This is a genomic window from Actinomadura sp. 7K534 (assembly GCF_004348575.1).
Classification (GTDB): domain Bacteria; phylum Actinomycetota; class Actinomycetes; order Streptosporangiales; family Streptosporangiaceae; genus Spirillospora; species Spirillospora livida.
This window is the reverse complement of sequence record NZ_SMKB01000079.1, coordinates 1-13,701: the sequence shown is the minus strand read 5'-3', so window position 1 is coordinate 13,701 and position 13,701 is coordinate 1. Positions and strand designations below refer to the sequence as shown.

15 protein-coding genes are annotated in these 13,701 nt (G+C 72.3%); 6 read left to right on the top strand and 9 right to left on the bottom strand.

What is annotated here, in order from left to right; genetic code table 11:
• Window positions 1–12: 12 nt before the first annotated feature.
• A complete protein-coding gene (locus tag E1266_RS17490; protein ID WP_243718516.1) occupies window positions 13–618 on the bottom strand; it encodes a TIGR03086 family metal-binding protein in 606 nt (201 codons plus the stop codon).
• 65 nt (window positions 619–683) lie between these two features.
• On the opposite strand from E1266_RS17490, the gene E1266_RS17485 reads away from it, so the two are divergent.
• Complete coding sequence (locus E1266_RS17485; protein ID WP_132048210.1) at window positions 684–1,565, top strand: AraC family transcriptional regulator; 882 nt, start codon at window positions 684–686, stop codon at window positions 1,563–1,565.
• Window positions 1,562–2,197: a CoA pyrophosphatase gene (locus E1266_RS17480; protein WP_132048208.1), complete on the top strand. Its 636-nt coding sequence runs from the start codon at window positions 1,562–1,564 to the stop codon at window positions 2,195–2,197. Before E1266_RS17485 ends, E1266_RS17480 begins: the two co-directional genes overlap by 4 nt.
• A 9-nt stretch (window positions 2,198–2,206) precedes the next feature.
• Here E1266_RS17480 and E1266_RS17475 read toward each other — a convergent pair whose 3' ends face one another.
• From E1266_RS17475 to E1266_RS17465, 3 genes are all read right to left on the bottom strand, one after another.
• Window positions 2,207–2,968, bottom strand: coding sequence for an SDR family oxidoreductase (locus E1266_RS17475; protein WP_132048206.1), 762 nt, complete (start codon window positions 2,966–2,968; stop codon window positions 2,207–2,209).
• A 108-nt stretch (window positions 2,969–3,076) separates the two neighbouring features.
• Window positions 3,077–4,084: a methyltransferase gene (locus E1266_RS17470; RefSeq protein WP_132048204.1), complete on the bottom strand. Its 1,008-nt coding sequence runs from the start codon at window positions 4,082–4,084 to the stop codon at window positions 3,077–3,079.
• Window positions 4,085–4,271: 187 nt separating this feature from the next.
• Window positions 4,272–4,772, bottom strand: coding sequence for an HAD domain-containing protein (locus tag E1266_RS17465; protein ID WP_132048202.1), 501 nt, complete (start codon window positions 4,770–4,772; stop codon window positions 4,272–4,274).
• A gap of 116 nt (window positions 4,773–4,888) precedes the next feature.
• Between E1266_RS17465 and E1266_RS17460 the strand changes: the two genes are divergently transcribed.
• Window positions 4,889–5,701 carry a PIG-L family deacetylase gene (locus E1266_RS17460; protein WP_132048200.1) on the top strand — a complete coding sequence of 271 codons (813 nt, stop codon included), beginning with the start codon at window positions 4,889–4,891 and terminating at the stop codon, window positions 5,699–5,701.
• 56 nt (window positions 5,702–5,757) lie between these two features.
• Here the strand turns inward: E1266_RS17460 and E1266_RS17455 are convergent, their stop codons facing one another.
• The 4 genes from E1266_RS17455 to E1266_RS17440 all read right to left on the bottom strand — a co-directional run bounded on the left by E1266_RS17455 (window position 5,758) and on the right by E1266_RS17440 (window position 9,184).
• Window positions 5,758–6,525: a peptidoglycan recognition family protein gene (locus E1266_RS17455; RefSeq protein WP_132048198.1), complete on the bottom strand. Its 768-nt coding sequence runs from the start codon at window positions 6,523–6,525 to the stop codon at window positions 5,758–5,760.
• Between the two features lie 291 nt (window positions 6,526–6,816).
• Window positions 6,817–7,179 carry a VOC family protein gene (locus E1266_RS17450; protein ID WP_132048196.1) on the bottom strand — a complete coding sequence of 121 codons (363 nt, stop codon included), beginning with the start codon at window positions 7,177–7,179 and terminating at the stop codon, window positions 6,817–6,819.
• Between the two features lie 69 nt (window positions 7,180–7,248).
• Window positions 7,249–7,899 carry a TetR/AcrR family transcriptional regulator gene (locus E1266_RS17445; protein ID WP_132048194.1) on the bottom strand — a complete coding sequence of 217 codons (651 nt, stop codon included), beginning with the start codon at window positions 7,897–7,899 and terminating at the stop codon, window positions 7,249–7,251.
• Complete coding sequence (locus tag E1266_RS17440) at window positions 7,892–9,184, bottom strand: acyl-CoA dehydrogenase family protein (protein WP_132048192.1); 1,293 nt, start codon at window positions 9,182–9,184, stop codon at window positions 7,892–7,894. The genes E1266_RS17445 and E1266_RS17440 overlap by 8 nt, the downstream gene beginning before the upstream one ends.
• Before the next feature lie 124 nt (window positions 9,185–9,308).
• On the opposite strand from E1266_RS17440, the gene E1266_RS17435 reads away from it, so the two are divergent.
• The 3 genes from E1266_RS17435 (at window position 9,309) to E1266_RS17425 (ending at window position 12,100) form a co-directional block, all read left to right on the top strand.
• The gene (locus E1266_RS17435) at window positions 9,309–10,373 is read left to right on the top strand and encodes a phosphotransferase family protein (RefSeq protein WP_347876726.1); all 1,065 of its coding nucleotides are present in this window, start codon (window positions 9,309–9,311) and stop codon (window positions 10,371–10,373) included.
• Between the two features lie 67 nt (window positions 10,374–10,440).
• On the top strand, window positions 10,441–10,944 hold the full coding sequence (locus E1266_RS17430; protein WP_132048188.1) for a GNAT family N-acetyltransferase: 504 nt from the start codon (window positions 10,441–10,443) through the stop codon (window positions 10,942–10,944).
• A 217-nt stretch (window positions 10,945–11,161) separates the two neighbouring features.
• On the top strand, window positions 11,162–12,100 hold the full coding sequence (locus E1266_RS17425; RefSeq protein ID WP_132048185.1) for a TIGR03621 family F420-dependent LLM class oxidoreductase: 939 nt from the start codon (window positions 11,162–11,164) through the stop codon (window positions 12,098–12,100).
• A gap of 150 nt (window positions 12,101–12,250) precedes the next feature.
• Here E1266_RS17425 and E1266_RS17420 read toward each other — a convergent pair whose 3' ends face one another.
• Complete coding sequence (locus E1266_RS17420) at window positions 12,251–12,943, bottom strand: hypothetical protein (protein ID WP_132048183.1); 693 nt, start codon at window positions 12,941–12,943, stop codon at window positions 12,251–12,253.
• Window positions 12,944–13,701 lie beyond the last annotated feature (758 nt).

Here is a 13,701-nt window from a genome sequence, read left to right as displayed (position 1 = left end):
CGGTCCCCCGGGTCAGGGCGTCCAGTGCGGGTCGCGGCCGGACATCCCGACGATCCGGTCGAGAAGCGGCGCGTCCTCGGGCACGGGGACCTCGGCGCCGAACGCGCCGTACTCGCGTCCCATCTCCACTGTCGGGACGAGGCGCTCCCACTCCGTCTGCAGGACCTTGGGCGGGAAGACGGGCTCGATCCCCGTGGCGACGGCGAGATCCCAGCCGTGGGTGACGCACTCGCCGAAGAGGATCCCGCCGACGAACTGGGCCGGCATCCCCTCCCCGCCGCTGAGGCTGGTCTTGCCCTCCCACGCCGCCGGGTCCTGCCACGCCTCGGCGGTCTTGCGGACCTGCTCGGCGTACCGCCCCGCCCAGCCGGGCTCGGCGGTGAAGTCGTGGTCCTCCCCCGGCCCGGTGATCGGCAGCCGTTGCGCGGCCGCCTCGCCTCGCGCGCTCCACAGGATCAGGTGGTTGATCAGCGCGCGCACGTCCCAGCCCGCGCAGGGGGTCGGCGCGTCCAGCTTCGCCTCCGGGACCCGCAGGACGATCCGCGCCGCGGCCTCCGCGGCGGGAGGCATCTGGCTCCGGACCTCCATGTCGTCTCCTTCGCTCATTCGTTCGAACACATGTCCACGCTAGGGACCGCCCGCGGCCGGGTATTGAAGAAACGCGACAGCGCTAGCCTGATCGCGTGGACCGATCCCTACCCGGTGGAGCGCGGGGCATCCTGCACCCGCGGACGGGACTGGAGCGCTTCCGGGTCGAGCGGTCCGCGCCGCCGCCCGGGCTCGCCCCGTTCGTCGACCGCTTCTGGGTGCTGCGCTGGGACCTGCGCGGGCGGGCCCCGCACCGCCAGCGGCTGCTCACGCTGCCGTCCGTCCACATGACCTTCACCAGCTACCTGAACAGCGGGGCGACGCGGGCGCGGATCGCGGGCGTGGTGCGCGACGAGTTCGTGGAGGAGCTCCCGGACGAGGGCTGCGTCGTGGGCGTGGGGTTCCGCCCCGGTGGGTTCCGCCCCTTCCTGCCCGACGGCGTGCCGGTCTCCGCCTTCACCGGCCGCTTCGCGGGGGTGGACGAGGTGTTCGGGCAGGACGGCCTGGCCCTCGCCCGCGAGATCTTCGCGGCCCCCGGGCCCGGCGAGGGCCTCGCGTCGCTGACCGGGTTCCTCACCGGGCTGCGGCCGGCGCGCGACCCGTCCGCCGAGCGGGCGGCCGCGATCGTCGAGCGGATCGCGGCGCGGCCCGGCCTGCTTCGGGTTGACGAGCTGGCGGCGGACGCGGGCCTCAGCCCGCGCGGCCTGCAGCGCCTGTTCCACGAGTACGTGGGCGTCGGGCCGAAGTGGGTCATCCGGCGGTTCCGGATGGCCGAGGCCCACGAGCGGGCCGCGTCCGGCTCGGACGTGGACTGGGCGCGGCTTGCGGCCGAGCTGGGCTACGCCGACCAGGCGCACTTCATCCGCGACTTCACCGCGGCCATCGGAACCTCGCCGGCGCGCTACGCGCGGGAGGCGGGCCCGGAGCGGGGTGCGGGGTCGGAGCACGAGGCGGGGCCTGGCACCATCGACGCATGACCGTCCCCCTCGATCCGCTCGATGATCTCACCGCGTTCCGCGGGGTCGCCGCCGAACGGCTGGGCTCGTTCGAGCACGAAACCGTCCCGGACAAGCCCGGACTGCGCCGCGCCGGGGTCGTCCTGTGCGCGGTGGAGCACGACGGCGTCCCCGCGGTGATCGTGATCAGGCGCGCGTACCGGGGCCGGAACGCGGGCCAGTGGGGGCTGCCCGGCGGGCGGCTGGAGGACGGCGAGACGGCCGAGGAGGCGGCGCTGCGGGAGCTGCACGAGGAGATCGGCGTGCGGGCGGGGCCGGGCGACATCGTCGGGAGGCTCGACGACTTCCCCGCCACGTCCGGCTTCTCGATCACGCCGGTCGTGGTGGTGCTGGACGACCCCGGCCCGCTGGCGCCGAGCCCCGACGAGGTCCACTCCGTCCACCACGCGAGCCTGCGCAAGCTCGCCGCGGACGACACGCCCAGGTGGGTCCCGCAGCCGGACGGGGGGCGCCTCCTGCAGATGTGGCTGGCACCGCAGTGGCGCGTCCACGCCCCGACCGGCGCGCTGCTGTGGCAGTTCCGCGAGGTGGTCCTGCTCGGCCGGCACGCCAGGGTCGCCGACTTCGTCCAGCCGGACTGGACGCGCGAGTGATCCCCGGCGTCAGAACGTCCCGCCGTCGATCACGACGCGCTGCGCGGTGAGGTAGGACGCGCCGTCCGAGACGAGGAAGCGGACCACGGCGGCGACCTCCTCCGGCGAGCACACGTGCCCGAAGGGTGACGAGGCGTCCGCCTGCCGGATGTCCTCGATGCCCGTGGTGGCGCGGACCAGCCGCCGCCCCATGTCGGTGTCGACCACGCCGGGCGCGACGACGTTGACGTGCATGCCGTTGCCGCGCTCCTCCTTGGCGAGGACTTCCGCGAGCGCCTCCATCGCGGCCTTGCCCATCGTGTAGGGGGCGGTGAACGGCGGCTTCGTGTCGGTGATCACGCTGGAGACGAAGACCATGTCGCTGCGCTCGGCGCGGCGCATCAGCGGCAGCAGCGCCTGGCTGAGGTGGTGCGGGCCGAAGGCGTGCACCCGCAGGAGCCGCTCCAGCTCGGCGGGGTCGGTGTCGGCGACGCCGTGCCCGCGGCTGGCGATCCCGGCGCTGTGCACGAGGATGTCGAGGGCGCCGAGCTCGGCCTCAACCCGGGCGGCCAGTGCGCGGCACTCGTCCAGGTCGTCGACCGAGGCGCGGAACGCGTGGCCGCGCACGCCCGCGGCCTCGATGTCGGCGACGGTCTTGCGTGCGGCCTCCTCGTCGCGCCGGTAGGCGACGGCTACCGCGGCACCGTCGGCGGCCAGCGCCAGGGCGATCGCCCGGCCGATTCCGCGGCCGCCTCCGGTGACCAGTGCGGTGCGTCCGGCGAGAGAGGACATGGGCGCTCCTTCGTCAGGGGTGCGACTTCGTCAGGGGGTGCGACGGTCCCCATCCTGCACGTTCACCGCCGCCCGCGGTAAGCGGGGCCTGACAAAGGAGGCCCGGGATCACTCCGGCCGCGCCTCGATGACGTGGTAGCCGGCCGGCGGCAGCGGCCCGGCCGGCGTGACCGCGGTGAACCCGGCGCCCTCCAGCAGTTCCCGGAACTCGGCCTCGGTCCGTTCACGCCCGCCGGTCGCGACGAGCATGTTCAGGTCGTTGCGGACGACGCCCGTCGCCTCCGGCGTGACCATCTCCGGCATCACCTGCTCCAGCACGAGCACGCGCCCGCCGGGACGCATCGCCGCGCGGCAGTTCCGCAGGATCTCGGCCGCCTTCTCGTCGTTCCAGTCGTGGAGGACGCTCTTGAGGACGTACGCGTCCGCGCCCTCCGGGACCGACTCGAAGAAGTCGCACGGGACGATCTCCGCGCGGTCGGCGACGTCCTTCAGCACGCCCGGCGCGGCCTCCAGGCCGGGCGGCAGGTCGACGAGCATGCCGCGGGTCCCCGGGTTGGCGCGGAGGATCGCGGCGAGCAGCGTGCCGTCGCCGCCGCCGAGGTCGGCGACCGTGCCGTAGCGGGCGAAGTCGTGGGCCTCGATGATCCCCGGCGCGACCGAGCGGGTGTGCTCGGCCATCGCCTCGTTGAACGTCGCCGACAGTTTCCGGTCGGACTCGAAGAACTCGAACGGGGTCCTGCCGGTCACGCGTTCCCAGGCGTACTCCCCCGTGCGCAGCGTCTCGGTCATGTCGCCCCACGTCCGCCACACGTCCGGGCCGCAGAACAGCCTGACCAGCGCGCGGATCGAGTCGGGGGCGTCGGCGCGGAGCCGCTGCCCCTCGGCGGTCAGCGCGAACAGGTCGCGCTCCTTCTGCTCCACGACGTCCAGGCCGGTCAGGCCGCGGAGCAGCCGGTACAGGGACGGCGCATGGGTCCCGGTCTCCTCCGCGAGTTCCGTGCTCGTCTTCGGCCCGTCCGCCAGGGCGTCGGCCACCCCGATCTCCACGGCCGCGTGCAGCATCTGCGCCGGCATGTATCCGAAGACCAGGTCCAGTAGCGGTGATCTCGACATCATCAGCTCCCTTCTTTCTCCCCGACGCTACGGAGCCCTTCCCGGGGCCGTCTTGGACGAATGCAACCTCCGCACTGGAAGCACCACTACGGCCTCACGGTCGATTCGGCTGAGAAGGCGACGCTCAGCAGCCTTCTCGGCACCTGCTGACCGATTGCCCGGCGGGCTTGCGCGCCCCGCCGGTCGCGTGTCACCGGGCCAGGGCGCGCAGCCAGGTCGCGGCGGCCGCGAGGTGCTCGTCGGTCAGGCCGGTCATCGGGTCGATCTCCACGAGGAGGTGCTCGGCGACGTCCGGCTCCCCCGCGATGCATTCGGTGGCGTCCGGTTCGTCCTCGAACCAGACGAACGGCCGCCCCTCCGTCCAGGCGGCGACGTGGCGGGCCTTCCACGCGCCGAGCGTCCGCCCCTCCTCGATCCCGGGGAAGTGCGGGATCGGGACGAAGGGCAGTTGCGGCAGGCCGATCCTCGGCGCGATCCACGTGTTGGCGTTGTCGCACCAGTAACTCGCCCAGGCCAGCTCCGCCCCGGACGACTCGGTCAGCTCGAGCAGGGACCGGCCGTGGCCGGGATTGAGCCACAGCTTGAACGGCATGCCGTTCGGCGAGCAGTGGTGGCGTTCGTAGCCCCGGTGGGGCCTTTCGAATGGATTGAGAACCCCGTCGACGTCCAGGAGAACCAGAGGCGACCCCATACACGGACCGTACGGCATGGCGGCGCGCCCGTGCGGGGACGTCCCGGCCGTGCCGGGGAAGAGATCGGTGTCACCGGGTGCTCGTAGAGTGGACGGCCGAACGACGAGGAGCCCGGATGACGCACGAACGCACGCTGATGGCGGTCCACGCCCACCCCGACGACGAGGTGCTGGGAACCGGCGGCCTGCTCGCCCGGTGCGCCGCGGAGGGCATCCGGACCGTACTGGTGACCTGCACCAACGGGGAGCAGGGCGACGACTCCGGCGGCGTGAAGCCCGGCGAGCCCGGCCACGACGCCGCCGAGGTCGCCGAGCGGCGCCTCGCCGAACTGCGCGAGTCGGCCGGGCTGCTCGGCATCACCCACCTGGAACTGCTCGGCTACCGCGACTCCGGCATGGACGGCTGGTCGGCCAACGACGACCCCGAGGCGTTCGCGAACATCCCTCTGGACGAGTCCGCCGGACGGCTCGCCGAGCTGATGGAGCGCTACCGACCGCAGGTCGTCGTCACCTACGACGAGAACGGCGGGTACGGGCACCAGGACCACATCCAGGCGCACCGCATCGCGCTGGCCGCCGCCGAGAAGACCGGAGTGCCGGACAAGCTCTACTACACGGCCATTCCCCGCTCGGCGATCAGGCAGATGGTCGAGACCGTCCGGGCGGCGGGCGTCGAGATCGACTTCGACCCGCCCGAGGACTTCGGCACCCCCGACGAGCTGATCACCAGCGTGGTCGACGTGTCCGCGCACGCGGACGCGAAGCGGAAGGCCCTGCAGGCGCACGCCAGCCAGGGGGAGAACATCTTCATCCTGCGGCTGCCGGAGGAGATGCAGCGGGCCATGTTCTCGGCCGAGGCGTTCGTCCGCCACTACTCGCGAGTCGAGGCGCCCGACAGGGAGGAAGACCTGTTCGAGGGCCTCGGCTGAGCCGGGCCCGGATCCTGGAACGGCCGAGCGCGGCCCGGTGCCGAGGCGGGGCCGGGTCAGCGCACGCGCTCGCCGGGGGCCACGGCCGGTCCGTGGTCGAAGACGCGGTGCGGTCCGGGCAGGCCGCTGGGCACGGCGGGGGCACTCTGCGTCACGAGCCGCCCGCCGAGGCTGCCGGCGACCTCGTTGCGCAGTTGCGGCAGCCGCGCGTACAGGACGTCGCCGGGGCAGGCGGTGGCGTTGTAGTCGCGGTGCCCGACGATCGCCGCGTGGGGGTCGAGGCCGTACACGTCGCACAGCCACGCGCAGGTCGCGACGAGCGCGCCCCAGAGCGAGCCGGTCGGCGCCACCGCCATGTAGTTGCCCTCGTTCTCGATGCCGATCGTGTGGCTGTTGTGGCCGCCGGTCTGCGCGCCGACCACGTGGTCGCCGGCGTTGATGGCGGCGAGGCTGCGGTTGCGCCCCTCCATCAGGTGGCCGCCGCGGCTGATGGTGAGCTGCTGCCCGGTGTCCGCCCAGCCGTTGCTGTCCATGTGGTAGTTCTGGATCGATCGCGACAGGGCGAAGGCGTGCGCCAGCGAATAATCGGTGGAATTGGGCGTGGCGGTGTGGTGCACGACGATGTGGTCGGGGGCCCGATCGAGCACCGTCGCCGCCGACGTGGGCGGCCGCGCCTGCCATTCGGACCTGGTGTACGCGCGGGGCGCGGCCTGCGCCGAGGCTGCGGGCGGCGCACCGGCCACCGGGCCGAGCAGCGCGCCTCCCAGCACCGCGCCGGTGCCTCCGAGCAGCCCTCTTCGGGTGAGGCGGATTTCCGCGGCCATGACGAACTCCCTCCGGAGAAGATGATCAACCGGAGCCATGGTTGCGAAAATCGAGAACTGCGACAATAGGGTTCTATGCGCCCATTTCGGATTGGCGTGGATCGTGTGATCGTGTGCCAAATCGCGAGGCGCTCGGCTGTTGGTTTTTCGGCGCACGCGAGGTCGGCGGCGAACGTGCGGCCGCGCCGGGACGCACGCGGGGGCAGGGCCGGCCGGCGCCCGCCGCGCGCCTCTCCTCCGTCCCGGGCCGATGACCGGGCGGTTCGTCCGGGCGGTCCGCCGGGCGGGCGGTCAAGGGCGGTAGGTGCCGAAATACCACTGGTTGCCGTCCAGGTCACGGGCCGCGTAGTCGCGGGAGCCGTACTCCTTGTCGGACAGCTCGGCGGTGATCTCGGCGCCGGCGGCCTTGGCGCGGTCGTGGTGGGCGTCGGGGTCGTCGACGGCGACGTAGAGGGCCGTCTTGCCGGGCTCGCCGTTGCCGAACATGAGGATGCCGGTGTCGAAGGTCATTTCGGCGTGCACGATGTTGCCCGCGTCGTCCCGGTGGACCTCGCGCGGCTCGAACCCGAAGGCCCGCTCCAGCCATTCCATCGACTTGGCCGTGTCGGCGCAGTTGACGATGGGGTAGAAGGTCCGGCGGATCTCACTGGTCATGTCGTCCTCCCTTGTCGTGACGGGCATGCCCAGTCTGGAAGGCGAGGACCGGGGTGTCTTGGACGAATGTCACCCGCCCCGCAACGTCACCGGGCGGGCGGCGTCGCGTTCGGCGGCGAGCCGCCGGGTCTCGGGTGAGACGGGGGCGCCGAGGATCGCGGCGACGACGTCGATCAGGTAGCTGGTGAACAGGCGGTCGTCGGTGCGGGGGCCCGAGCGGGCCCGGCGGGCGAGCTCGATCGAGGCGTACAGGATGGCGGTGAAGCGGCGGTGCAGGCGGGCCGCGTCCTCCTCCAGCAGCGGTTCGACAAGGGTGCGCCAGCGGCACAGGCTGTCCTCGGGGTCGTCGAGGACGGCGACCGGGACGAGCGGCGCGGGGCGGTTGACCACGTCCGCCCAGACCTGGAGGTAGGCACGTCCCGACTCGTCGGCGAGCCGTGCCGCCAGCGGGCGGACGAGCGCGCCGGCCAGCGGCCGCACGCCCTGCTCGCCGTCCTCGTAGACGTCGAGCAGGGCGTGCCGCCGGGCCTCCACCTCGGGGGCGTGCCGCGCCAGGATCGCGCGGACGATCCCGGCGCGGTCCCCGAAGTGGTACTGGACGGCCGTCGCGTTGCGGGCGCCGGCCTCCTGGAGGATCTCCCGGAGGCTCACCGCGTCCACGCCGCGCGCGGCGTAGAGCCTCTCGGCGGCGTCCAGCAGGCGTTCGCGGGTGTCACTCATTGCCGATCGCGTGCTCCAGCGCGTCGGCGAAGCGCTCGCGGGCCGCCTCCCGGCGGGTGGGCAGGTGGCCGGACGGCCACAGGCCCTCGACGGGCTCGACGTCGCGCAGCAGCTGCCGGGCGAGAGTGATCTTGTGGACCTCGGTGGGGCCGTCGGCGATCGCCATGGCCTGCGCCCCCAGCATCATGGCGGCGAACGGCATCTCGTTCGACACCCCGAGGGCACCGTGCAGGTGCATCGCGCGCTGGACGACGTCGTGGTACACCTTCGGCATCGCGGCCTTGACCGCGGCGATGTCCTTGCGGACCTTCTTGTAGTCCTTGTGCTTGTCGATCAGCCAGGCGGTGCGCAGCACGAGCAGCCGGAACTGCTCGATCTCGATCCAGCTGTCGGCGATCTTCTCCCGGGTCATCTGCATCTTGGCGAGCGCGCCGAAGCGCGTCTGGCGGGAGACCGCGCGTTCCAGCATCATGTCGAACGCCTTGCGGACCTGCGCGATCGTGCGCATGGCGTGGTGGATGCGGCCGCCGCCGAGGCGGGTCTGGGCGATGACGAACGCGCCGCCCTCGTCGCCGAGGAGGTTCTCGGCAGGCACCCGGACGTTCTCGTAGCGCAGGTAGCCGTGGGAGCCCTCGCGCTCGCCGCCCACGCCCACGTTCCGGACGGTGATCAGGCCAGGCGAGTCGGCCGGGACGATGAACATCGACATGCCCTCGTAGGCGGACACGTCGGGGTTCGTCACCGCCATCACGATCAGGAACGTGGCGTGCCGGGCGTTGGAGGAGAACCACTTCTCGCCGTTGATGACCCAGCCGTCCCCGTCGCGGACCGCCCGCGTGGTGAACAGGGTCGGGTCGGCGCCGCCGTGCGGCTCGGTCATCGAGTAGGACGAGGAGATCTCGCCGTCGAGGAGGGGGCGCAGGTAGCGCTCCTTCTGCGAGGGCGTCCCGAAGTGGGCGATGATCTCCGCGTTGCCCGAGTCGGGCGCCTGGCATCCGAAGACGGAGGGCGCCCAGCGGGAGCGCCCCAGGATCTCGTTGAGCAGCGCCAGCTTCACCTGGCCGTAGCCCTGGCCGCCGAGCTCCGGTCCGAGGTGGCAGGCCCACAGGCCCTTCTCGCGGACGCGGTCCTGGAGGGGCCGCACCAGTTCCTTGTAGCGGGGGTCGGTCTTGTCGTACGGGTCGCCGAGGACGAGGTCGAGCGGCTCGACCTCGTCCCGGACGAAGGCGTCCGCCCAGTCGAGCAGCTCCTGGTAGGCGGGATCGGTCTCGAAGTCCCATGCCATGGCGAACCTCCAGCGTCGTTTCCCCCGATAATCTACCTACCTCAAGTAATAATGCAAGTGCATGACTGTTACCCTCCGATATCCCGTGTCGGCAGGTGATCCGTGTTTGGGAAGGGATCCGCCCGTGCAGCCTGAGCAGATCGACCGCTCGCTCGTCGACTTCGCCGTCCTGGGCGGCTGGATGGAGGCCCAGGGCCTCCCGGGCGGTCCGTTCGAGGACGTCGAGGCGCTGGCCGGGGGCACGCAGAACACGCTGGTCCGGTTCCGCCGGGGCGGGCGCGATTACGTGCTGCGGCGCGGGCCGAGCCATCTGCGCGCGAGGACGAACGACGTCCTGCGCCGGGAGGCCCGCGTGCTGGCCGCCCTGGACGGGACGGACGTCCCGGCGCCCCGCCTCATCGCCGCCTGCCCCGACGAAACCGTCATGGGCGGGGCGGTCTTCTACCTCATGACGCCGGTGAACGGCTTCAACGCCTCGGTGACGTTGCCCGAACTGCACGCCGGAGACAAGACCGTCCAGCGCGAGATGGGGTTGAACGCAGCACGCGCGCTGGCGGCCCTCGGGGCGGTCGACCACGAGGCCGTGGGACTGCACGATTTCGGTAAACCGGAGGGCTTCCTTGAGCGGCAGGTAAGCCGCTGGTTGTCCGAGCTCGACTCCTACAGCGCGCTGGACGGTTACCCGGGGCCCGACATCCCCGGCCTTGACGACGTCGCGCGCTGGCTGGGCGAGCACCATCCGGCGACATGGCGGCCGGGCATCCTGCACGGCGACTACCACCTGGCCAACCTGATGTACTCGTTCGACGGCCCCGAGGTCGCGGCGATCGTCGACTGGGAGATGTGCACGATCGGCGATCCCCTGCTCGACCTCGGCTGGCTGCTCGCGACCTGGCCCGACCGCGCCGACCAGAGCGCGGCGCTGGCCGGCCCGCTCGGCGCGGCGGGCGGCCTGCCGCCGGCGGACGACCTCGTCACCACCTACGCCGAGCGCGCGGACGCCGTCGCCGGGCGCGACCTGTCGTCCATCACCTGGTACGCGGTGCTCGCCTGCTTCAAGCTCGGCATCGTCCTGGAGGGCACGAACGCCCGCGCGTTCGCCGGCAAGGCGCCCCGGGAGACGGGCGACCTGCTCCACTCGATCACCCTCGGCCTGTTCCGCCGCGCCCAGGAGTTCATCGGCGCCTGACCGCCGCCCGGTGCCCCTCGCGCGGATGATCGAGAACCTGCCAGGATCGTCCGCGAGGAGGTGGGCGATGGAGATCCGCAAGGGCGGCGCCGCGGACGCGCCGATCATGCTGGCGATGCTGGACGGCGCCGTGGAATGGCTCGTCGCGCACGGACGGGCGGGGCAGTGGGGCACCGAGCCATGGTCGGCCGACCCGCGCCGGGTGGAGCGCATCGGCGGGATCGCCCGCGACGACGAGATCTGGGTGGCGGAGGTGCGGGGCGCTCCGGCGGGGGTCATGGCGGTCTCGCCGGGACCGCCGCACTACGTGGACGCGATAGACGAACCCGAGCTCTACATCACGCTGCTGGTGACCGACCGCTCGTTCGCCGGCGAGGGCGTCGGCGGTGCGCTGATCGCCAAGGCCAGGGAGGAGGCCCGGGCGAAGGGCGCCGGAGTGCTCCGCGTCGACTGCTACGGCGGCGGCGACGGGCGGCTCGTCGAGTACTACCGGCGCAACGGGTTCGAGCCCGTGGCGGAGTTCACCGTCGGCGAATGGCCCGGCCGCCTCCTGTCCCAGCGCATCGGCTGACCGGGCGCCCGTCGGGGGCGCGGGTTGAAAAATCGGCGATCGCGACGCAGCCTGGATGGTGACCGGTGGGAACGGGGCAGTCGGTGACGCCCTTGCGCCGCACGGACGGCGAATCGAGCCACTCGCCCCGTTCCGCCGGTCGGCGCCGCACCGGCCGCCGACCCCCGCGTCGGATTCCCGCCAGCGCACCGGACACCACGCCGGTCATGATCACGGCATGCACAGAGACTTCCGCTTCGGGGTCGTGGGCGAATCGATCCGCTCCGGCGCCGACCTGACCCGCACGGCGCGGCGCGCCGAGGAACTCGGCTACGACGTGCTGGTCCTGCGGGACCACTTCGTCACCGGGCCCTTCGGCGACCAGCTCGCGCCGATGGTGGCGCTGGCGTCCGCCGCGGCCGCGACGAGCACGCTGCGGCTGGGCACGATGGTACTGGCCAACGACTACCGGCATCCGGTGCTGCTCGCCAAGGAGGCCGCCACCCTCGACCACCTGTCGGGCGGGCGGTTCGAGCTCGGCGTCGGCGCGGGCTGGCTGCGCGACGAGTACGCGGCCGCCGGGATGCCGTTCGACGCGGCCGGCGCGAGGGTGGGGCGGCTGGAGGAGTCCCTGGAGGTCCTGCGGAGCCTCCTCGGCGGTGAGAAGACCACGTTCGCGGGCGACCACTACAGGATCGACGGCCTGACCATGTTCCCGCGGCCCGCGCAGCGGCCGCCGCTCGTCGTCGGCGCCGGGAGCAGCCGCATGCTGGGCATCGCCGGCCGGCACGCCGACACCGTCGGCATCCTCCCCCGCGCCCTCCCCGACGGGACGATCTCCGAGGAGGTCAGCGAGCGGCTCCCGGACACCATCGCCCGCAAGGTCGGCCTGGTCCGCGCGGCCGCGGGCGACCGGGACGTCGAGCTGAGCATGATGGTGACGCCCACGTTCGGGCCCGACCCGCGCCGCGCCGCCGCCCGCGTCGCCGTCCTACGCGGCTGGGGGGCGTCGGCGGCCGACCTCGTCCTCGACATGCCGTCGCAGTTCCTGGGCCCGCCGGAGCACATCGCCGAGCAGCTGCTCGCCCGCCGCGACCGGTACGGCTTCACCTACTACCAGGTCTCCGACGAGGTCATGGACGAGTTCGCCGCCGTCATCCCGCTCCTCACCGGCTGACGTCCGCGGACAGGAAAACGGGGACTCCCCGGTGATCTCGCGATACCGGGGAATCCCCGTCTTCCATGCACCGGCAGCCCTGTGCCGGGTCTTCCAGAGGCCGCACGCCCGGGTGAGGTGCCTCACCGCCGGGTCGCGGGCGGCCTCACGTCAGGAACCGAACGGCTGGGGCTTGCCCTTCTTGCCCGCGCCCTTGCCCCACTCGAGGACCTCCCACTTGAGGCCCTTCAGGTGCCCCTGACCGGATCCGGCGTGGTACTTGTTCTTCGGCTTGCCGCCGTCCAGCAGGTACCGGAAGGTGTAGGTGTCGAGGTCGAGCATGATGCCGCGGTGCGACGGCTCGCCGGGGCCGCGGTCGCCGACGAAACCGGTCACGGTGCGGCCCTTGTAGGAGACCTTCACCTTGGTGAGCATCGGCCAGCTCGGGCTGGCGAACATGCCCTTCTGCATCGGCTTCCCGCTCGCGGGTGCGCCGGTGTCGCCGCGGATGCCGGAGCCGTCGTCCCAGAAGTAGGACGCGGTGGTCGTGCCGCTGAGCAGGGCCTTCGGGCCCTTCTTCGCGGGCGCGCTCTCCTTCGCGGCCTCGCGCTGCTTCTGCTGCTGCTCGGCGTTGCCGGCGGGGGTCTTGTTCTCGGTCTGCTTCTGGGCCGGGTTCTCGGCCTTGTTCTGGGCCTGGCCCTGCCGCGCGTCGTGCTGCTGCGCGGCCACGGCCTCCTGCGTAAGGAACTGCTTCTCGCCGGGAGCGGAGTCATCGCTGGCGGCGGCGACGCCGGCCACGAGCATGCCCGCGAGGGCGGTGCCGGTGACGCCGGTCAGGATGGCATTGATCGCTCGCTGCTGCATTGGTTTCCTTCGGTCGGGGTACAGGGCCGCCGTTCCGCACCGGTCGGCGAACGCCGGAATCCGGGCAGGAGGGAACGGCTCCGAGACTCGGGACTCGGGAGCATCCGTCGCGTGAAAGGCCCCGCTGGAACGGTCCACGGGCATGGCGGACCGCGCTCGCGCTCAATGGCGCACGACCGTCTTGGGACGCGCGTGCTGCGCGGGCTTCGATATAGCGGGAATGGACGCCGACCGGGGGCTCATTGGCTCCGCACGGTGCACGGCCGGTGCATGGGACGGCCGAGTTCGGCGTAGAGGACCCGCCTGGCGGGCGGGAGGCGACGACTATGCGTTAGGCCAGGTCAACGGTTCTTTGACCCTGACCTGGGTGTGACTATATACGGCATTACCGTGGTTTCGCCAAACGGGCGATTTCTTTACCTTTGGCCAGGTAGATCTTTTGCTGTGGTGCCGGTGGTCGAGCCTCCGAGGCTCTTCCGCACCGGCCTACCGGGCCGCGCGAGCAAAATGATCTTTATGCTCGCATGGCTCCCACCTGGGATGACCGTACATGGTGCAGCGTTTGCACTCCCGAGAATGTTCCCGGCCCGAGCAAAGCCGCCGCGGGCAAGGGCCCCGATCCCCCGACGACCCCGGCGCGAAGCACGCTGAGCGGCCGGCGAAGGGGCCGGCACGCGAGAACGCCGCGGCCATGTGCGGGCACACGTGGACGCGGCGTCTGAGAAGGGGCAGCCCCGTGGCCAGGGGGCGGGAGGGGC

Coding starts and splice junctions, on each gene's coding strand:
- E1266_RS17480 (WP_132048208.1), top strand. CDS start 1,562: ATGACCGTCCCCCTCGATCCGCTCGATGATCTCACCGCGTTCCGCGGG.
- E1266_RS17475 (WP_132048206.1), bottom strand. CDS start 2,968: ATGTCCTCTCTCGCCGGACGCACCGCACTGGTCACCGGAGGCGGCCGC.
- E1266_RS17470 (WP_132048204.1), bottom strand. CDS start 4,084: ATGATGTCGAGATCACCGCTACTGGACCTGGTCTTCGGATACATGCCG.
- E1266_RS17465 (WP_132048202.1), bottom strand. CDS start 4,772: ATGGGGTCGCCTCTGGTTCTCCTGGACGTCGACGGGGTTCTCAATCCA.
- E1266_RS17460 (WP_132048200.1), top strand. CDS start 4,889: ATGACGCACGAACGCACGCTGATGGCGGTCCACGCCCACCCCGACGAC.
- E1266_RS17455 (WP_132048198.1), bottom strand. CDS start 6,525: ATGGCCGCGGAAATCCGCCTCACCCGAAGAGGGCTGCTCGGAGGCACC.
- E1266_RS17450 (WP_132048196.1), bottom strand. CDS start 7,179: ATGACCAGTGAGATCCGCCGGACCTTCTACCCCATCGTCAACTGCGCC.
- E1266_RS17445 (WP_132048194.1), bottom strand. CDS start 7,899: ATGAGTGACACCCGCGAACGCCTGCTGGACGCCGCCGAGAGGCTCTAC.
- E1266_RS17440 (WP_132048192.1), bottom strand. CDS start 9,184: ATGGCATGGGACTTCGAGACCGATCCCGCCTACCAGGAGCTGCTCGAC.
- E1266_RS17430 (WP_132048188.1), top strand. CDS start 10,441: ATGGAGATCCGCAAGGGCGGCGCCGCGGACGCGCCGATCATGCTGGCG.
- E1266_RS17425 (WP_132048185.1), top strand. CDS start 11,162: ATGCACAGAGACTTCCGCTTCGGGGTCGTGGGCGAATCGATCCGCTCC.
- E1266_RS17420 (WP_132048183.1), bottom strand. CDS start 12,943: ATGCAGCAGCGAGCGATCAATGCCATCCTGACCGGCGTCACCGGCACC.